Source organism: Jeotgalibacillus marinus (assembly GCF_040801915.1).
Classification (GTDB): Bacteria; Bacillota; Bacilli; order Bacillales; family Jeotgalibacillaceae; genus Jeotgalibacillus; species Jeotgalibacillus marinus.
In genome coordinates this window covers 249,570-268,630 of record NZ_JBFMIA010000003.1, presented here as the reverse complement: position 1 = coordinate 268,630, position 19,061 = coordinate 249,570, and the positions used below count along the sequence as shown (strand labels likewise).

Here is a 19,061-nt window from a genome sequence, read left to right as displayed (position 1 = left end):
ATGGAAGCTATTAATCAACATCAAAGTATTATCACACCACTTGATCGCGTCAATGTAGACACAGATCAAATTATTCCTAAACAATTTTTAAAAAGAATTGAGCGAACAGGATTTGGTAAATATTTGTTTTATGGATGGCGATTTCATGAGGATGAGTCGAAAAACAACTCCTTTGTTTTAAATAATCCTCTGTATGATGGCTCTTCCATCTTAGTTGCCAATCATAATTTTGGTTGCGGTTCATCACGAGAACATGCACCATGGGCTTTGTTGGATTATGGATTTAAAGTAGTTATTGCACCTAGCTTTGCGGATATCTTTTACAATAACTGTGTAAAAAATGGTATTCTACCGATTTGTTTAGAGGAAGATAAAGTGGAATATTTTTTGAAAAATAGTAAAGACAAACGATTTTCTATTGAAATTAATTTGGAAGAGCAACAAATTACTGATCAGAACGGTCATCTTTATTCGTTTGACATCGATCGATATTGGAAGGAAATGCTATTGAACGGATGGGATGAAATTGCTTTAACCTTTCAATACGATGACTATATTGGTCGATATGAACAAAAACAAAAAAGTTCGAATACGACTACGAGAGGATGATCAACTTGGGAATTCCTATGACACAGCGAGCTTATTTAAAGCAGCAGAACGTTTAAGTGGTATTGTTCACCGTACACCATGTAAAACTTCATCAACACTCAACGAAAGAGCCGATAAAAATGTTCTCTTAAAACTTGAAAACTTACAACGCACTGGGTCATTTAAAATACGTGGTGCATATAATAAAATTGCTCAATTGACAGACCTTGAATGCAAAAAAGGAATTATTGCAGCATCTGCTGGAAATCATGCACAAGGTGTTGCGTTAGCTGGAATGGAAAGAGGAGTTCATGCAACTGTCTTTATGCCTGAATGCACACCGTCAACTAAAGTGGCTGCTACAAGAGATTATGGAGCAGTTGTTGAACTTGTTGGTCAAACGTTCGACGAGACTTTCGAGGCTGCTTGTGAACAACAGAGTCAAACAGGGAAAACTTTTATTCATCCTTTTGATGATTTGACGGTCATAGAAGGGCAAGCGACAGTAGCGCTTGAAATGATGCAGCAATGCCCGCTATTGGATACGATCGTCGTACCAGCAGGCGGGGGTGGACTTCTTGCAGGTACAGCACTTGGAGTTAAATCAATTCGACCAGATATTCGTGTGATTGGTGTTCAGGCAAGTGCAGCATCGGCTATTGCATCCGCGTTTTTTGGTCATGATTTGAAACTTGTTCCTTTTATGCCAACCATGGCTGAGGGAATTAAAGTAAAAAAACCGGGTGAATTAACTTTATCTATTATCAGGTCTTATGTTGATGATATGGTAACCGTATCGGAAGCAGAAATTGCGAATGCCCTTCTATTCATGCTTGAGAGAGAGAAAATGCTTGTTGAAGGAGCTGGAGCAGCAGGCGTTGCGGCAATATTGAACAAACGGATCGGCACTTCTTCAAAGCATGCTGGAGTTATTGTGAGTGGAGGGAATTTCGATGTTGCGAAACTCGAGATGTGTCGAAAAGTTGTGGAAGAAGACAAGCAAAAAAGAGCGAGAGCTAAAATCCTCGTTCAAAAAAGAGCGCGATGATCTCGCGCCCTTTTAGTCTGTATTTTTAACATGTAAATCAGATGACTTGATACCCACAAGGTGGATACTTCTATGTTTTGAAGCTCAGGAACTTCTTTATAGCTACTATTGTCAATGGTACGTACATAGAATGCTGTAATCGTAAAAAAGATAACAAGCTATAAATGAAAGCTTAAGATTAATTGTAAATTTATCTTGATCCCTAGCCTTTGCAATTATTAAAATTCTTTTTCGATTTGTCGAGAGCTTTTATAAAATTGGAACTTACCTGTCGCTAATCTTTTTTTTGTTTTGTCTTCTATTCTAGAATTGCAATCATTGCAAAGAAACGTATGAATTGGTCGGTTTCGTAATTTTTTTGCCAATGGACTAAAATCTTCGATCGATTCAATTTTTTCACAAATAAAGCATTTTACTCGCATGATAACCCTCCTTAGCGACTTTTTCTCTTACTATATTCCTAAGTATAACATGAGCAAACATGATTCGTATGTAGTGTAGTTTAATGTCAGGCGTCAAGGGTCCTGTTTCATAGAGGATAGTAGGTGTAATGGTGCTTTTTTTGCGATATAATAAACTAATAGGAGGGTGAATAGAATGGCAAATCGAGTAGAAGACCGCTTAATTCCTGCCTTATACGAAGAGTTTTTATATGAACGATTTGTACAATTATCAACGATTGATCACCAAACGGGTGGTCCTAACGTTAGCGCTCTTTCATGGGTTCATGCGAAAGATGAGTTCACAATCCTTTTTGCAGTTGACCACCGATCAAGAATTATAACAAATCTTGAAAAACAACCCTTAATCGTCTTAAATATTATTGCAAACGAAACATCCTATTCTATTAGTGGTTCTGCAAGTATAATTGGTCAATCTTCTTCTGATGTCCCAATTGTCTTGTCCATCATCAAGTTAACAATAAGAGAAGTTCGAGATGTCATGTTTTATGGTGCGAAAATTATTTCGGAGCCTAAATTCAACAAAACGTATGATGAGGAAGCAGCCAAAAAGCTTGATCAGCAGGTGATGACAGAACTAAAACAACACTGATGCTGGTGAGTTCGCATCAGTGTTTTTAAACAACTTAAGAGATTTTAAAGCTTTGAACATTAGTGATGGGATCTAAACGATTAGAACCATCGTTATATAAAACATGTACAGGTCCGTCCTCGTTTAATGGGCTACCATTTTTTGAGAAGGCTAAAATAAGTGTTTTAGCTTCTTCTAAAGGAAAAGAATACGGTCCTGACTTTGTTTCGATTAACAGTGTTGTCGCATCTGGAGTAGGTTCGGCATTTTCGATAAATGGTTTTAATAGGATTCCAAATGTGCCGTTTAATATTTTTTGTTTCTCAAATTTCTTTTCTGTCTTTAATGTAGGAGGAAAAGCCGCTCCTTCTTGTATTTCACGTGAAAAATGAGATGCTACTGCTTTCGTGTATTCCTCTAATTCATCGACTACGATACGATTTTCGTCAAAAAATGTATGTAAATCAACTTTACGATCATCAAAGATCCAAACTCCTGGATCAAGTGTGATCTTGAACCGAACAAGCCCCGTAACTGGAAGTGTATCATTCATTTAAAATGCCTCCTCAACTATTCTCTATGGAGAGTATACAATTGATTGAGTTTGATGTCACATTAAATTTATTATCAAGAAACTTTAATAAATGAGACCTCAACCAATAGAAGCAATTTTTTGTAAAAGATCATTAACTCTACACATGCACTCTTATTGACAAACTTGCATTTTACCACCTAAAACGCTACAATTTAAAAAAGAGTGTTAACTAGTATGAATCTTTTTACAGTGATAAAAGAAAGTTCAGAAGATAAATGGAAGTAATTTGCATGGAATGGGGGGATCAATGTGACATCAGAAATGAAAATCGATCATCGTGAGAAAGCATATGCATTATTACGCAAAGATGCACAAAAAATTGCTCAGTTAATTAAAGTCCAAATGGATCACTTAACGATGCCCCAGTGTCCATTGTACGAAGAAGTTTTAGATACGCAAATGTTTGGGTTGTCCCGTGAAATAGAGTTTGCAGTACGGCTTGGGCTTGTGGATGAAGTGGATGGCAAAACGCTTATGGATTCATTGGAAAGAGAGCTTTCCATGCTACATGACGCATTCACCAACAAATAATTACATTACTACTCAAACAATAAGAGCTAATTGTTTGGGTTTTTTTTATATGAAAAAGCAGGATATTTGTCTATGGATATCGAATCATTAAAACTAGAGTCTGAAAAATCGTACGACTAATTCCTGCTAGTCGTCTACATATTGTTGTGTACAATGCGAGGGTGATTTATGCAGTAGAATGATAGATCAGGATGGTGCATTTTTACAAATGTGTTTTATTGAATGTTTCAATGTTTGTGAAATATGAAGAAAAATAGCAATGGAGAAAAAATCCTGGTCAGTCAAAGCAACACTTATTAGGATACAAGAGACTCCGAGCTATCAAACCAAAAAACCAACCAAGGTTTTTAGTTTGTATCTACACATGCTGTTTGAACATCGAGAAGGGGGTCTTTTCATTGAAAAATATACAAAAAATCTTAGTAGCAAACCGTGGCGAAATTGCCATTCGTGTATTCAGAGCTTGTACAGAGTTAAATGTAAGAACAGTTGCCGTTTATTCTAAAGAGGATAGTGGGTCATTTCACCGTTTTAAAGCCGATGAAGCCTATATAGTAGGAGAAGGAAAGAAACCGATTGATGCCTACTTAGATATTGATGGAATCATTGAAATAGCGAAACGTGCGAATGTTGACGCAATTCATCCTGGTTATGGATTTCTTTCTGAAAACATTCATTTTGCTAGACGCTGTGAAGAAGAAGGAATCGTCTTTATCGGACCAACTGCTACGCATTTAGATATGTTTGGTGACAAAGTAAAAGCAAGACAACAAGCGTTAGATGCTGATATTCCTGTCATTCCAGGGAGCGATGGACCAGTTTCGAGTGTGGAAGAAGTAAAACAGTTTGGTAAAGAGTATGGATTTCCATTTATTATTAAAGCATCGCTCGGCGGTGGTGGACGGGGTATGCGTATTGTCCGTTCTGCTAATGAAGTACGAGATTCTTACGACCGTGCTAAATCTGAGGCAAAAGCAGCATTTGGGAACGATGAGGTATACGTAGAGAAATATATTGAGAACCCAAAACATATAGAGGTACAAATACTAGGTGATAAAGAAGGCACAATTATTCATTTGTACGAGCGAGATTGCTCGATTCAACGACGTCATCAAAAAGTTGTTGAAGTTGCGCCCTCACTTTCATTGACAAAAGAGTTGCGAGATGAGATTTGTGATGCTGCTGTAAAGCTTGCGAAAAATGTGAATTATGTAAATGCTGGAACAGTAGAATTTCTAGTAGCAAACAATGAATTTTTCTTCATAGAGGTCAACCCTCGTGTGCAAGTTGAGCATACGATTACTGAAATGATTACTGGTGTAGATATTGTTCAATCACAAATTTTAATTGCGGAAGGTCATTTTATACATAGCAAACGAATGGGAATTCCCGAGCAAGATATGATTCAACTGAATGGCTATGCCATTCAGTCACGTGTGACCACTGAAGATCCACTGAATAGTTTTATGCCTGATGCAGGTCGCATTATGGCGTACCGTTCTGGTGGCGGTTTTGGTGTAAGACTGGATGCAGGAAATGGTTATCAAGGATCTGTTATTACGTCGCATTACGATTCCTTACTCGTTAAGGTATCGACTTGGGCGTTATCGTTTGAGCAAGCTGCCGCGAAAATGGTACGGAATTTACAAGAATTCCGTATTCGAGGAATCAAAACAAACATCCCTTTTTTAGAAAATGTCATGAAACATGAGAGCTTCTTATCAGGTGAATACAATACATCATTTATCGATAATACACCTGAATTATTCCAGTTTCCAAAACGTAAAGACCGTGGGACTAAAATGTTGTCTTATATTGGAAACGTAACCATCAATGGGTTTCCTGGAATTGAAAAAATAGACAAACCAGAATTTCCGAAAGCACGCATTCCAAAAGTCAATTTGCTTGATCATCCATCAAATGGTACGAAACAAATTTTAGACGCACAAGGCGCAGAAGGTGTAGTTAAATGGGTTAAAGAGCAAAAAGAGGTGTTATTGACGGACACAACGTTCCGTGATGCTCATCAATCGCTTTTAGCAACACGAGTGCGTACAGTTGATTTGAAAAACATTGCAGAATCATCAGCTCGTATGCAATCTGACCTGTTCTCTTATGAAATGTGGGGTGGAGCGACATTTGATGTTGCCTACCGCTTTTTGAAAGAAGATCCATGGATGCGTCTTCTTACTTTAAGAGAAAAAATCCCGAATGTACTGTTTCAAATGCTTCTGCGTGCTTCAAATGCAGTTGGTTATAAAAATTACCCAGACAATGTCATAAAAGAATTTGTACAAAAATCAGCTTATGCTGGGATTGATGTTTTCCGGATTTTTGATAGCTTGAACTGGATTAAAGGGATGGAAGTAGCGATCGAGGCGGTTCGTGATTCAGGTAAGTTGGTTGAGGCTGCGATTTGTTATACGGGTGATATTTTAGATCCTTCCCGTTCAAAATACGATACGGATTACTATAAAGCTCTTGCGAAAGAATTAGAAGCACAAGGAGCACATATTTTAGCAATTAAAGATATGGCTGGGCTACTAAAACCAGAAGCGGCCTATCGATTAGTTTCAGAACTAAAAGCAACGGTAGACTTACCAATTCATTTGCATACGCATGACACAAGCGGAAATGGTATATTCCAATATGCACGAGCTGCTGATGCTGGAGTAGACATTGTTGATACGGCCCTAGGATCAATGGGTGGATTGACATCACAACCAAGTGCTAACACACTCTATTACGCATTAAATGGAAACTCTCGCCAACCGAAAATGGATATCAATCATTTTGAAACACTTTCTCACTATTGGGAAGATGTACGTAAATACTATAAGGACTTTGAAAGTGGCATGAATTCACCTCACTCAGAAATCTATAAACATGAGATGCCAGGTGGTCAGTACAGTAACCTACAACAACAAGCAAAAGCAGTAGGTTTGGGTTCACGCTGGGAAGAAGTAAAAGATATGTACGCGCGAGTGAATCAGTTATTTGGTGATATTGTCAAAGTTACTCCTTCATCTAAAGTTGTCGGGGATATGGCATTGTTCATGGTACAAAATGATCTTGATGAAGAAAATATACTTGAACGCGGTAAGTCAATTGATTTTCCTGACTCTGTTATTGAATTATTCTCAGGTTATTTAGGACAACCTCATGGTGGATTCCCAATAGAATTACAAAAAGTAATTTTAAAAGGAAGAGAAGCAATTACCGTTCGACCTGGTGAGTTATTAGAAGATGTTGATTTTGAAAAGATTAAAAAAGAATTGTTTCATGAGCTAGGACGTCCAATCACAGACTTTGACGCAATCGCACATGCGCTATATCCGAAGGTGTTTAAAGAGTATACAGATACACATCAGCTTTTCGGTGATGTGTCGCTAATTGATACTCCAACCTTCTTTTATGGTATGTGTTTGGGAGAAGAGATTGAGGTGGAAATCGAAACAGGTAAAACACTTATTTTAAAATTAGTTTCGATTGGAGAACCTCGAGAAGATGGTACAAGAGTTCTTTATTTTGATTTGAATGGACAACAGCGAGAAATTGTTATAAAAGATGAAAGTGTAAAATCGACTGTTGCGGTTAAACAGAAAGTAGATCCAAAGAACGAAAGAGAGCTTGGTGCAACAATGCCAGGAACTGTGATACAAGTCGTGGTAAGTCCTGGTGATGAAGTGAAAAAAGGTGATCACCTGCTAATTACAGAGGCGATGAAAATGGAAACGACTGTTCAGTCACCCTTTGATGGGATAGTAGATGGAATCTTTGTTGAAAATGGTGAAACATTATCACCAGGTGATCTATTGATCAAATTTAAAAAGAACGAGCACAAGGCACATGGGGTTATTCAATTGACACATTCCTAAAATATAAAAATGACTAGTAGCAGCAGGCTACTAGTCATTTTTATTATGATTTACTTTACTTCTGGACATTAAAAGAATGAGATAACTTAACAAACCAAATAACAATGAAACAATAAGGGCGTGCGATAACGCTAATACTAAATTCAGACGCAGAACAACGACAAGCGCGCCTGTAATAACTTGACCAAGCACGAGCACAAAGGCAATCATCCAACCGTAATACACTACTTTTTGATGTCGGTAATGACGGAATGCAATAATTGCAATATATGTGATCCATATGAAAATAAATGCTGCAGCCATCCGGTGGCCCATTTGAATCCATTGAGAAGGATTCAGTGGAAGTGAAGTCCATTGTGCATTTGTACAAAAAGGCCAATCAGAACAGGCTAAACTAGCATTTGTGTGTCGAACGAACGCTCCAGAATAGACAACCACAAAGATATAAATCATGACACCGTATGTGTGAAACCTCATTCGTTTGTCAATTACGATCGATTTTGCATCAAACTTTCGATCAACTTCAAAAATCAATAAAGTTAATAATAGAACAGCTGCAAACGAAATTAACGAAATACCGAAATGAAGGGCTAACATCACATCAGATTGTCCCCAAACTACGGCACCAGCACCAAGTAATGCTTGAAGCATTAAAAAGAAAAAGGCTAGGATCGCTAAAAAGTTCGTTTCGCGCTTATAACCAATTGCTCTCCATGACCATACTGATAAGAGCAACACCAAGAATCCAGCTGTAGCAGACACAACTCGGTGAGAAAGCTCTACAATCGTTTCGAACTGTAAATCATCGGGAATAATTTGCCCATGACAGAGCGGGAATGACTGTCCGCACCCTGCTGCAGAATCTGTTTTCGTTACGAGTGCTCCGCCTAATAACACAAGAAGCATGACAAACGTAGTAATAACAGCCAAATATTTTAATGCTTTATGTTGCAAGTTTTTCACCTTCTTAGACTATTTTACGAATGGATGCGAAATTAATTCCATAAGCGCCAATTATATTATGGTACAGATAGTAAGCGGATGGTACCCTTTTTTGTGACGTGACACATTTTTTTCATATGGGTTGACATAGTTTTATCACAAACCGACAAATGAGTCATAGTGTGCAGAAGATACAAATAGAACAAAGGCATTACTTTTATTGAAACATTAGTATGTTTGTGAAGGAATTGTTACATTTTCACAGATTATCGTCGCTAGAAGTTGTCTGAATTTCATTTTAAATATAGAAATCATGTTTGCTATCCTTTATAGTATATGTAGTAAAATGTATTAGCAAGTTTGGAGAGGAGGGGGAAATGTGTCAAATAGTCGAGTTTTGTCGACTGTGAAGGAGGCGGATTTTTCTGAAACAACTGCTTGGAAAGATTTTCTTGCTTTAATCAAGATAGGAATGGTTAATTCCAATTTAATCACGACCTTTACTGGATTATGGTTGGCACTATATTTCACGAATACCCATTTATTTGGTTCATTGGATATAATATTGCTGACATTGATGGGATCTTCGTTAATTGTTGCAGGCTCATGCAGCATTAATAATTACATAGATCGTGATATCGATCCGATTATGGCACGCACAAAAAATCGACCAACTGCTACGGGTAGAATCCAGCCGTCTCGTGTATTAGCGATAGGGCTGGGCTTTATTTCCTTAGGTCTAATTATGCTATTCATGACAACGTTGACTGCTGGTATCCTTGGTATAATCGGGGTTTTTAGTTACGTTGTGCTTTACTCAATGTGGTCAAAAAGAAGGCATGTTAGTAACACGGTCGTTGGAAGTATTTCTGGAGCTGTTCCGCCTCTAATTGGTTGGGCTGCAGTAGATGCGAATCTAGGGGCCATGCCTTTTGCATTGTTTTTGATTGTGTTCGTTTGGCAACCACCGCACTTTTATGCAATTGCCATGAGACGCGTTGAAGAATACCGTGCAGCAGGCATACCTATGCTTCCAGTTGTAAAAGGTTTTGCAAAAACGAAAAAGCACATGCTTATTTGGATCATTGCTTTATTCCCGCTGCCTTTTTTATTATCTTCACTCGGTACATCATTTCTTGTGTTAGCAACCACTCTAAACGTTGGTTGGTTAGCGCTTTCAATTATTGGATATCGAATGAAAGACGATGTAAAATGGGCAACGCTAATGTTTGTGTATTCATTGAACTATTTAACCATTTTGTTTGTTGGTATGGTTCTAATCACTTTCATTTAACTGCAGGAATTCTTTCTTACTTAAGAAATCCATATAGAACATTTCTAGGAAAAAAATATTTGAATGAAAGAGGGGTTTGATAAGCTATGAAATATGGACTAAAGAAATGGCGTCTATTGTCGTTATTTTCGGCGTTAGCGCTTATTCTGTCCGGCTGTGGAGAGCCGTTCCTATCAACGCTTCAGCCAGCAGGTGAAGTGGCTCAAAAACAATATAACTTAATGATCTTGAGTACCACTATCATGGTTGTTGTCATTGTTGTTGTAGCAATTGTGTTTATTCTTACAATTACAAAATTTCGCCGCTCGAAAGTCGGAGAGGACACCATTCCAAAGCAAGTTGAAGGTAGTCATACACTTGAGGTACTTTGGACCGTTATTCCAATCATTCTACTCTTAGTGTTAGCGGTACCTACCGTTGCATTAACGTATGATCTTGCTGATCAGTCCGAGTTAGAAGAAGTAGATGAAGAAGGAAATAGAACGGCACTTGTTATCGATGTTCGCGCAAACCTTTACTGGTGGGAGTTTAATTATCCAGACTTAGGAATCGTAACAGCACAGGATCTAGTTGTACCAACTGATCAAAATGTTTATTTTAATGTAATCGCCTCAGATGTAAAACACTCATTCTGGATACCAGCTGTTGGAGGAAAGATTGATACGAATGTGGATAACACAAACACATTTTATTTGAACTTTGATGGCGAAAAAGCGGCAGAAGCCGATAATTTATTTTATGGTAAATGCGCTGAGCTCTGTGGACCTTCTCACGCTTTAATGGACTTTAAAGTTCAAACACTTGCACCCGATGAATTTGATAGTTGGGTTACAGCAATGCAAGAAGCAGCAGAAGAAGAACAGCAACCGGAAAATGAGCTAGCTGCTCGTGGTGCTGAAGTATTCCAAGAGCAAGCATGTATCGCTTGCCACGCTGTATCACCTGATGATAGAGCAGGAACTTCTCCAGGACCTAACCTTTCTACATTTGGTGAACGTTCACGTGTAGCAGGTATTTTAGAGCATGACAATGATGAAGAATTTGCAGAGAACATTAAAGAATGGATGCTTAATGCTGATTTATTGAAGCCGGGGAACCAAATGAACGAAACGAACGGATATAATAAAGATGCGCTTACAGATGAAGATCTTGATGCATTAACTGAATATTTAATGAGTCTTAAAGTTTACACAGAATAATAAGAAATCAAAAAAGGGAGGTACAACGATTGAGTACCGTTGCGCAAAAAAAAGGATTTTTAGCAATCCTATGGGATTACCTCACAACGGTCGACCATAAGAAGATAGCAATCCTTTACTTAGTTTCCGGAGGTTTCTTCTTCCTGGTTGGCGGTATAGAAGCCATGGTAATTCGTATCCAATTGGCTGTTCCAGACAACAGCTTTGTTAGTGCTGGACTATATAATGAAATATTAACGATGCATGGAACGACGATGATTTTCCTCGCAGCCATGCCAATATTATTTGCTTTTATGAATGCGATCGTGCCATTACAAATCGGTGCACGTGACGTGGCATTCCCATTTTTAAACGCACTAGGCTTTTGGTTGTTCTTCTTCGGAGGAATATTCCTTAACCTTTCTTGGTTCCTAGGAGGAGCTCCTGATGCAGGTTGGACGTCTTATGCATCACTGTCGCTTTTCTCTGAAGGACATGGAATTGATTTTTATGTATTAGGTTTACAAATATCCGGGGCGGGTAGTCTAATCGCAGGGATAAATTTCTTGGTCACAATCATTAATATGCGTGCGCCAGGAATGACGTATATGCGTATGCCGCTATTTACATGGTCAACCTTTGTGGCATCAGCGCTTATTCTTTTTGCACTTCCTCCACTAACTGTTGGATTGTTTTTAATGTTATTTGACCGCATGTTTGGAGCGAATTTCTTTGATGTTACAATGGGAGGTAACACAGTCATCTGGGAGCATCTCTTCTGGATCTTTGGTCACCCGGAAGTATACATTTTAATTCTTCCAGCATTCGGTATTTTCTCAGATATTTTCTCTACATTCTCAAGAAAACGTCTTTTCGGTTACTCCTCAATGGTATTTGCAACCGTATTGATTGGTTTCTTAGGATTCATGGTGTGGGCTCACCATATGTTCACTACCGGACTTGGAGCGACAGCAAACGCAATCTTTGCAGTGGCAACAATGGCCATTGCAGTACCTACAGGGGTCAAGATCTTTAACTGGTTGTTAACCATGTGGGGCGGAAGTATCAAATTTACAACACCAATGCTTTATGCAGTAGCGTTTATCCCTTCATTCCTTGCAGGAGGCGTTACAGGGGTAATGTTAGCTGCAGCTCCAGCTGATTATCAATACCACGATACGTATTTCGTAGTAGCCCATTTCCACTACGTAATTATAGGTGGGGTTGTGTTTGCTATTTTAGCAGGGACCCATTTCTACTGGCCGAAAATTTTCGGAACCATGTTAAACGAAACTCTGGGTAAAATTACTTTCTGGTTATTCCTAATCGGTTTCCATGCAACATTCTTCATTCAGCACTTCTTAGGCTTAATGGGAATGCCGCGTCGCATATGGAAGTTTTTACCTGGTCAAGGTTTAGATTTGTTTAACGCAATAAGTACTGCGGGAGCTTTCTTAATGGCTGCAGGTACACTTGTACTCCTTTACAATGTCATTGTCACGTCTCGTAAAAATGTTCGTGTGGGCAATGACCCATGGGGAGATGGACGTACACTTGAGTGGTCGCTTTCATCACCGCCACCATTTTATAACTTTAAGCAATTACCGCTTGTTCGTGGTTTAGATCCTCTATGGATTGAAAAGATGGAAGGTAATACAAAAATGACACCGGCTGAACCAATTGATGATATTCACATGCCTAATGGCTCAATTATTCCGTTTGTCATGTCTCTTGGATTATTCATTGCTGCTTTTGGTGCGATGTATCAAGTTGATTGGCGCGCTTCTGGTGGAGAAGAATTCGTTTGGTCACTGCCGGTATTGATAATAGGAATGTTGATTACAATTGGTTCAATGGCAACGCGCTCATTGAAAGATGATCACGGCTTCCATATTCACAAAGAAGATCTATTGAAAGACGAAGAAAAAGGGGGTAAGGAGTAATGGATACACAACAAAAGTTTACTTCTAGAACGTGGCCAGAATCTCCTGAAAAAACGACCCTTGAAGGTAAAAATAAATTTTTAGGCTTTTGGCTTTTCTTAGGTGGAGAGACGGTTCTCTTTGCTTCACTTTTTGCAACGTATCTTGCATTAAAAGATCAAGTTCCGAATAGTGAGCACTATCTTGCAAAAGATATGTTTGAATTACCACTTGTTTTTATTATGACGATGTTACTTTTGACTTCATCATTAACGAGTGTATATGCTATGTATCATATGAAAAATCATAACTTCCAGAAAATGAATACATGGCTACTCGTTACTGTGGGACTCGGTCTTACTTTCTTAGGATTTGAAATTTACGAATTCAATCACTATGTACATGAGTTTCATCACACATTTACTAGCAGTGCATTTGGTTCAGCCTTTTACACACTGGTTGGATTTCACGGAGCTCACGTAGCTGTTGGTCTTGGATGGTTTATACTTCTAATGATTCGTAATTCCAAGCGTGGATTGAATCTTTACAACGCACCGAAGTACTTTGTCGCTTCTTTATACTGGCACTTCATCGACGTTGTTTGGGTATTTATTTTCACGGTTGTATACTTAATGGGAATGGTGGGATAAACTGATGGAGACTCAACAAGCAACTTCAGCGAACCCGAAAGTCAATTATGAGTATCGACGTAAAAAAGCGAAACAAGAAATGCGTACACATGTAACATCATTTGCCTTGATGATTTTTATGACACTAATTGCCTTTATTATGGTAATGGCTGAATTTGATAAATATTATGTGTTTCCTGTTTTGCTTGTTTTAGCAGCGGTTCAAGTCGTTTTTCAACTTTACTACTTCATGCACATGAGTCATAAGGGACATGAAGCAGTATCGCTGTTTCTTTATTCAGGTGCACTCATTGGGTTTATTACGATCCTTGCGTTTTTAACAATTGTATGGTGGTAAACCCTTATGAACCAGCTTTCGAGCTGGTTCATTTTTTTACTCTCGGCATTTCAAGTGTCGAACGGAACGAGCCATCTGCGTTCTGCGCCTTTGTGTGATGTTCAACAGTTTGTCATGTGATGTCGTTGAAGTGGTGTTGTTACATCGATATAATAGAGGTATAGATTGAAGTTAGCAGTCGAAGAAGGGAAGGTACCAGATGTCCATACAGATTTTTGGTTTTCGTGCTCTCTGGAGCCCATATTTTTTGATAAGCATGGTCGTCTTAACCGTATTATTTTTCTTATTAGCAACGAAATGGAGACACCGCTTTCAAGATAATGAACCACTTACGATAAAGCAGATCATTCTTTTTTCCACCGCAATGTTATTAACATACATTGTTAAGGGATCGCCAATTGATTTACTCGCACACATTCTTTTTTCTGTACACATGATTCAAATGGCGATAATATTCCTTGTGATTCCCCCATTATTAATTGTGGCTATTCCGAGTTACATGTGGAAAGCGCTCATAAAGCAACCATTTATTCGACCTGTTGTTACTTTTTTTACAAAGCCGATTTTAGCGTTACTTTTGTTTAATGGGATGTTTTCGTTCTATCATATTCCGGTTATCTTCGATACGATTAAAGTAGATATGTTATTGCATGAAGGGTATATGAGCTTGTTATTCATTTTTGCACTCTTCATGTGGTGGCCACTCGTGAATCGTTTAGAGGATGAGTATCGGCTTAGTGGGTTAAAGAAAATCGGTTATATTTTTGCAGATGGTATTTTATTAACTCCAGCCTGCGCATTGATTATTTTCTCAGATGCACCGATGTATGACACATTTTATAATGGAGGAGCTTGGTTACAAGCGATGGCGTTATGTGTACCTGCTGGAACGCTCGATGGCTTAAAATCAATCGGTATAACTGGGCCTGAGTTATTTAGTAATATGCCGCCACTTGAGGATCAGCAACTTGGTGGAGTAGTGATGAAAATCATTCAAGAAATTGTTTATGGCGTAGTATTAGCGCAAGTATTTTTTGAATGGGTACGTCGAGAAAAAGAAGAAGAGCCTTCCTTAGACGCAGCATTTTATGAAACGAAAAAAGTTTACAACTAGAATTTAATAGAAAGAGGATATGTATATGAATTTACCTATATTGCCTACACTAAGTACGATGTTTATTGTACTTAGTGCCGTACTAGTAGCAATTGGTTGGGCACTTGTTCGAAAAGGAAAAATTGACGCGCACAAAAAGACCATGTTTGCTGCTGCTATCGCTGCCCTTACGTTCTTTATTATTTATTCAAGCCGTACAATTTTTATTGGGAACACTGCCTTTGGTGGACCTGATGACTTTAAAATTTACTACACAGTGTTTTTAATTTTTCACATTTTTTTAGCGACTACTGGAGCAGTTTTTGGCCTTGTTACAATTTGGCTAGGGTTTAAGGGGAGAATTAAACGCCACCGAAAAATTGGCCCTATTACATCTATAATCTGGTTCTTTACGGCGACAACAGGTGTAGTGGTGTATTCTTTGCTTTATGTGTTGTACGATGGCGGAGAAACAACTTCTGTTATTAAAGCTATTTTAGGATAAAAAAGAGCTCGATTTCTTTTGGTTAAAAAAGAATCGAGCTCTTTTTTTCTTATCGGGGCTGAATGAGCTGCTCGTTGTTCATGTTAAAATTTAAAGTTCACTTTTATAATTCCTGCCTCTTTAGCGGAGTTGAAAATAATTAACACGAGTGGACCGATTATAAAGCCTAAAATACCAAATAGCTTCAATCCAATAAACATAGCAATTAATGTCGCAAGAGGGGAGAGCCCGATATGATTTCCCATCACTTTTGGTTCGACGGTTCGACGAATAATGAGTAGAACAATCGCCAAAAATACTAATTGAGTGCCTTGTTCAATGTCACCAGTAATAAACTGGAAAACGGCCCAAGGAACTAATATGACAATGGAACCGATGATTGGGATAAAATCAATCACCCAAATGATAAGTGACATAATCAACGCAACTTCTGGAGCGATAATATACAAGCCTATAAGAGAGCCAGCAAAAATGATCAAACTCACAAGAAATTGAGCTTTTGCGAATCCCCAGATGACTTTGGTAAGCCGAGCTGTCATAAATCGTACTTTTTCAGCTGTTCGCTCCTTAAGGTGAATGTATATGCCACTACGAATACGAGGTAGGTCAATCATTATTAAAAAGAGTGCAATTAAATAAACTAAGAAGCTAACTAGATAATCAGGAATATTTGTGACAATTCCAGTCACGCTTTCCGCGTTTATATAATTTGTAATGCTGATACGAAAATCACTAATAAAGTTGTTCATTTCTATGCTAATTTGATCAATAATTTGTTGTGGGACCTGCGCAAAAGCGGTTGCCATGTCCGCTTCAATACCAGTCCACCAATCTGACAATTCATTGACGTAGTCAGGGAGGTTTTCAACAAATTGAATGGCTTGAACAACCAATCGTGTAATAGCAAAGTAAAGAACAACGCCAATAGATGCGATGAATAAAATAAAGACTACACCAACGGATAATTTCCGCTTAATTTTAAATTTATTGTGAATAAGATTTACGAGTGGCTCTAAGATAAGTGCCGTGATCAGAGCCAATATAAGAGGTACTGATAATGGAAGGATAAAGTAAATGCTCAAGATTGCTAAGACGATTATGGACAAGATTATGCCATTTCGCTTAGTAAATACTTTAGTCAATGTAGGACCCCTTTCTAAGGAAATAGTGTATGTTTGTTATAATAAACCATATTTTGTGTCGGAAGGAATTACTGGAAAAATAAAAATGTATAATAAAAGAGCCATTACGGAATATGGCTCTTTTACAGACCCTTATTCAGTAATAAGGGATAGTTCTGCATACACAGCTGCTAGTACTTTTTCACATGTCTGAACAAGGTGTTCTGGGAACTCTTCATCCTCACCATATTCAACTCCATGTGGGTAATAGTACTTGCCTAAGAGTGGAGTTAAAAGCTTAATATCCGCATCATGTCCACCAATATCCCCATTTTCAGTGAAGCCAGAGATACGCAAATAAAACGTACCTTCCCGGTTTTCAAATTTACGATCATATGTAACTCGCTCCCAGTCCCATTGACCTGCACGAATCAATCCGTGTTCTTTCATGATGTCATCTAAACGATCTAATTCAATTTGTAGTGTTTCAATTTCTGTATTTTCAAAACGCATTTGAATGACTCCCTCCTATAATTGCATACTTAAGATATTTTTAAACGTCTCATGCTTAATAATAGTCGAAAAAAATGCAACTTGCAATTGTGTCAGGACTAAAACAAAATATTTGTGGCAAATTAATGAATTGTACAGAACAATACAACTTCCTACACAGGGTTTCGTCAGATGTGTATAATTAAAGGTAAGAGAAAATCCATAACTACTGAGAGAGAGGGACAAAGATGAAAGCAGTTTTAAGAATTATGATGGTCATTATCATCGTATTTTTAATCGGTTTTTATAGTGGGCCTTCCGTGCAGGAAAATGATGTGTTAGAAAACGACATAGGAGATCTTCCAAGAAAAGAAGAAAACACAAATGCTCCAAATGAAATTTCAAATACAGTCATGAGACCAAAGTCTGGGTTGTCGGTTTTTGTTGGAGAATCTGTTGAGTCTTTTAAAGCGCATTGGGGGGAACCAGACAGAGTAGATCCAGGCCATTATGAGTTAGATTGGTTAATATATAACCGTGGTGCTGAAGGATACATGCAAATTGCAATAAAAGATAGCGTAGTGAGTGCGGCGTTTGCTCTTGGAGAAGACGTTGACGTGTCCCCTTTCTATATTGGTCAGTCAATCGATGAAATTTATCGTTTTACGATAATCTCTAGTGAAATAGTCGTTGAAGATGACAATGGTGTTTATCAATTTGAATTAAGTGAGGAAGATCTTCATTCAAGACTACTTGTACCATTCGGAGATATATTTGCTCAGTTATTTATTGATCAATTTACGGGAACTATTCTAGGTGTTCATTATATGGGGAAAGAAGCACTTATCTCTCAACGTCCATATGAACTTGTGTATCCAGGTGATTTGCCTCAGATACCCCATATTGAAAATCAGAGAGCAATTGATGCTGCAAATGAAAATCAACTTTTTGATATGACGAACGTTATTCGGATGCAGCGTGATGTTGAAAGTCTAGAATGGGAAGAAGAGGTCGCGCAAGTGGCAAGAGGTCACAGTAAAAATATGCATGAAGAAGAATTTTTTTCGAATGAGTCACCAACAGAAGGTACATTAGCCGATCGACTTGAAGAAACAGAACGTAGTTACCAAGAGGTTGCAGAAAATATTGCTACGAATTATAGCCATGCACCGGCTGTTATTCATGCATGGATGAATTCACCTGGTCACCGTAAAACGTTACTCCAAGATGGTTTTACTCATTTAGGTATTGGGGTATACAATCTTTATTTTACTCAAGATTTTATTAAACAGAAACAGAATAATGACAGAAGAGAAACGATTGAACAAAACGCACCTACTCATTGAGTAGATGCGTTTTGTTATTTACTAATGAGATAAAACGACCCAGTTGCGTGCGCGAGTCGTTTTCCATCTTCATTTATCACGGTCCCTTCAACCACCATCGTTTGTCTTCCTTGATGAAGGATATGAGCTGTTGCGGTCATATTTGCTCCTTTAACAGGAAGTAGGTAGTGGATGTTTAATTGACTTGTAACAGCTCCTAAACCATCAGGGGAGAGAAGGTTTGCAAGTGTTCCCATTGCGGAATCGATTACTGTTGCCGTAATTCCACCGTGTACGATATCAAGTGAATTATAAATCATTCTTGATACAGGTACGGAGACAGAACAAGAAGCTGCAGTGCTTTCTTTTTCCATATTGAGTAATGCACCTACATAAGAGCTATATTTACCTTCATTCTTTCGGTTGAGCCCTATCAAGACTTGATGAAGAACGGCTAGATCATCGTTTGAACCATTCATCAGTATTTCGTCTATTAACTGGGGTATCTTTTCTTTCATTTATGCTTGTAC

The 19,061-nt window shown here is 38.2% G+C and carries 19 protein-coding genes; 13 read left to right on the top strand and 6 right to left on the bottom strand.

The window, feature by feature from the left end; all coding sequences use genetic code 11:
* Entirely contained in the window at positions 1–609 is a 609-nt protein-coding gene (gene leuD, locus AB1471_RS06455) for a 3-isopropylmalate dehydratase small subunit (protein ID WP_367778913.1), read from the top strand.
* The gene (locus AB1471_RS06450) at positions 566–1,636 is read left to right on the top strand and encodes a threonine ammonia-lyase (RefSeq protein ID WP_367778912.1); all 1,071 of its coding nucleotides are present in this window, start codon (positions 566–568) and stop codon (positions 1,634–1,636) included. Before leuD ends, AB1471_RS06450 begins: the two co-directional genes overlap by 44 nt.
* A gap of 218 nt (positions 1,637–1,854) precedes the next feature.
* Here AB1471_RS06450 and AB1471_RS06445 read toward each other — a convergent pair whose 3' ends face one another.
* Positions 1,855–2,058 carry a YlaI family protein gene (locus AB1471_RS06445; RefSeq protein WP_367778911.1) on the bottom strand — a complete coding sequence of 68 codons (204 nt, stop codon included), beginning with the start codon at positions 2,056–2,058 and terminating at the stop codon, positions 1,855–1,857.
* Positions 2,059–2,233: 175 nt separating this feature from the next.
* Here AB1471_RS06445 and AB1471_RS06440 point away from each other — a divergent pair, with 175 nt between their 5' ends.
* Complete coding sequence (locus AB1471_RS06440) at positions 2,234–2,689, top strand: pyridoxamine 5'-phosphate oxidase family protein (protein WP_367778910.1); 456 nt, start codon at positions 2,234–2,236, stop codon at positions 2,687–2,689.
* Positions 2,690–2,723: 34 nt separating this feature from the next.
* On the opposite strand, the gene AB1471_RS06435 is transcribed toward AB1471_RS06440, so the two are convergent.
* Positions 2,724–3,221 carry a peptidyl-prolyl cis-trans isomerase gene (locus tag AB1471_RS06435; protein WP_367778909.1) on the bottom strand — a complete coding sequence of 166 codons (498 nt, stop codon included), beginning with the start codon at positions 3,219–3,221 and terminating at the stop codon, positions 2,724–2,726.
* A gap of 291 nt (positions 3,222–3,512) precedes the next feature.
* On the opposite strand from AB1471_RS06435, the gene AB1471_RS06430 reads away from it, so the two are divergent.
* Both AB1471_RS06430 and pyc read left to right on the top strand, forming a co-directional pair.
* Positions 3,513–3,794 (top strand): Fpa/YlaN family protein, encoded by a 282-nt coding sequence (locus AB1471_RS06430; RefSeq protein WP_367778908.1) that lies wholly within the window; start codon positions 3,513–3,515, stop codon positions 3,792–3,794.
* Positions 3,795–4,192: 398 nt separating this feature from the next.
* Positions 4,193–7,672 carry a pyruvate carboxylase gene (gene pyc, locus AB1471_RS06425; protein ID WP_367778907.1) on the top strand — a complete coding sequence of 1,160 codons (3,480 nt, stop codon included), beginning with the start codon at positions 4,193–4,195 and terminating at the stop codon, positions 7,670–7,672.
* A 30-nt stretch (positions 7,673–7,702) separates the two neighbouring features.
* On the opposite strand, the gene AB1471_RS06420 is transcribed toward pyc, so the two are convergent.
* Entirely contained in the window at positions 7,703–8,626 is a 924-nt protein-coding gene (locus AB1471_RS06420; protein WP_367778906.1) for a COX15/CtaA family protein, read from the bottom strand.
* A 367-nt stretch (positions 8,627–8,993) separates the two neighbouring features.
* On the opposite strand from AB1471_RS06420, the gene cyoE reads away from it, so the two are divergent.
* From cyoE to AB1471_RS06385, 7 genes are all read left to right on the top strand, one after another.
* Positions 8,994–9,908, top strand: coding sequence for a heme o synthase (cyoE, locus tag AB1471_RS06415; RefSeq protein ID WP_367778905.1), 915 nt, complete (start codon positions 8,994–8,996; stop codon positions 9,906–9,908).
* Positions 9,909–9,994: 86 nt separating this feature from the next.
* A complete protein-coding gene (gene coxB / locus AB1471_RS06410; RefSeq protein ID WP_367778904.1) occupies positions 9,995–11,107 on the top strand; it encodes a cytochrome c oxidase subunit II in 1,113 nt (370 codons plus the stop codon).
* Between the two features lie 29 nt (positions 11,108–11,136).
* On the top strand, positions 11,137–13,029 hold the full coding sequence (gene ctaD / locus AB1471_RS06405; protein ID WP_367778903.1) for a cytochrome c oxidase subunit I: 1,893 nt from the start codon (positions 11,137–11,139) through the stop codon (positions 13,027–13,029).
* Complete coding sequence (locus AB1471_RS06400; protein WP_367778902.1) at positions 13,029–13,658, top strand: cytochrome (ubi)quinol oxidase subunit III; 630 nt, start codon at positions 13,029–13,031, stop codon at positions 13,656–13,658. Before ctaD ends, AB1471_RS06400 begins: the two co-directional genes overlap by 1 nt.
* 4 nt (positions 13,659–13,662) lie before the next feature.
* A complete protein-coding gene (gene ctaF, locus AB1471_RS06395; RefSeq protein WP_367778901.1) occupies positions 13,663–13,995 on the top strand; it encodes a cytochrome c oxidase subunit IVB in 333 nt (110 codons plus the stop codon).
* 199 nt (positions 13,996–14,194) lie between these two features.
* On the top strand, positions 14,195–15,109 hold the full coding sequence (gene ctaG, locus AB1471_RS06390; protein WP_367778900.1) for a cytochrome c oxidase assembly factor CtaG: 915 nt from the start codon (positions 14,195–14,197) through the stop codon (positions 15,107–15,109).
* Between the two features lie 25 nt (positions 15,110–15,134).
* On the top strand, positions 15,135–15,593 hold the full coding sequence (locus AB1471_RS06385; RefSeq protein WP_367778899.1) for a DUF420 domain-containing protein: 459 nt from the start codon (positions 15,135–15,137) through the stop codon (positions 15,591–15,593).
* Positions 15,594–15,676: 83 nt separating this feature from the next.
* Here AB1471_RS06385 and ytvI read toward each other — a convergent pair whose 3' ends face one another.
* Both ytvI and AB1471_RS06375 read right to left on the bottom strand, forming a co-directional pair.
* Positions 15,677–16,735, bottom strand: a complete 1,059-nt coding sequence (gene ytvI, locus AB1471_RS06380; protein WP_367778898.1) for a sporulation integral membrane protein YtvI — start codon at positions 16,733–16,735, stop codon at positions 15,677–15,679.
* A gap of 132 nt (positions 16,736–16,867) precedes the next feature.
* Positions 16,868–17,227, bottom strand: coding sequence for a YugN family protein (locus AB1471_RS06375; RefSeq protein WP_367778897.1), 360 nt, complete (start codon positions 17,225–17,227; stop codon positions 16,868–16,870).
* A 227-nt stretch (positions 17,228–17,454) separates the two neighbouring features.
* Here AB1471_RS06375 and AB1471_RS06370 point away from each other — a divergent pair, with 227 nt between their 5' ends.
* On the top strand, positions 17,455–18,552 hold the full coding sequence (locus AB1471_RS06370) for a CAP domain-containing protein (protein ID WP_367778896.1): 1,098 nt from the start codon (positions 17,455–17,457) through the stop codon (positions 18,550–18,552).
* A 14-nt stretch (positions 18,553–18,566) separates the two neighbouring features.
* On the opposite strand, the gene AB1471_RS06365 is transcribed toward AB1471_RS06370, so the two are convergent.
* Complete coding sequence (locus AB1471_RS06365; RefSeq protein ID WP_367778895.1) at positions 18,567–19,049, bottom strand: PaaI family thioesterase; 483 nt, start codon at positions 19,047–19,049, stop codon at positions 18,567–18,569.
* Positions 19,050–19,061 lie beyond the last annotated feature (12 nt).

Coding starts and splice junctions, on each gene's coding strand:
- leuD (WP_367778913.1), top strand. CDS start 1: ATGGAAGCTATTAATCAACATCAAAGTATTATCACACCACTTGATCGC.
- AB1471_RS06450 (WP_367778912.1), top strand. CDS start 566: ATGAACAAAAACAAAAAAGTTCGAATACGACTACGAGAGGATGATCAA.
- AB1471_RS06445 (WP_367778911.1), bottom strand. CDS start 2,058: ATGCGAGTAAAATGCTTTATTTGTGAAAAAATTGAATCGATCGAAGAT.
- AB1471_RS06440 (WP_367778910.1), top strand. CDS start 2,234: ATGGCAAATCGAGTAGAAGACCGCTTAATTCCTGCCTTATACGAAGAG.
- AB1471_RS06435 (WP_367778909.1), bottom strand. CDS start 3,221: ATGAATGATACACTTCCAGTTACGGGGCTTGTTCGGTTCAAGATCACA.
- coxB (WP_367778904.1), top strand. CDS start 9,995: ATGAAATATGGACTAAAGAAATGGCGTCTATTGTCGTTATTTTCGGCG.
- AB1471_RS06400 (WP_367778902.1), top strand. CDS start 13,029: ATGGATACACAACAAAAGTTTACTTCTAGAACGTGGCCAGAATCTCCT.
- ctaF (WP_367778901.1), top strand. CDS start 13,663: ATGGAGACTCAACAAGCAACTTCAGCGAACCCGAAAGTCAATTATGAG.
- ctaG (WP_367778900.1), top strand. CDS start 14,195: ATGTCCATACAGATTTTTGGTTTTCGTGCTCTCTGGAGCCCATATTTT.
- AB1471_RS06385 (WP_367778899.1), top strand. CDS start 15,135: ATGAATTTACCTATATTGCCTACACTAAGTACGATGTTTATTGTACTT.
- AB1471_RS06375 (WP_367778897.1), bottom strand. CDS start 17,227: ATGCGTTTTGAAAATACAGAAATTGAAACACTACAAATTGAATTAGAT.
- AB1471_RS06370 (WP_367778896.1), top strand. CDS start 17,455: ATGAAAGCAGTTTTAAGAATTATGATGGTCATTATCATCGTATTTTTA.
- AB1471_RS06365 (WP_367778895.1), bottom strand. CDS start 19,049: ATGAAAGAAAAGATACCCCAGTTAATAGACGAAATACTGATGAATGGT.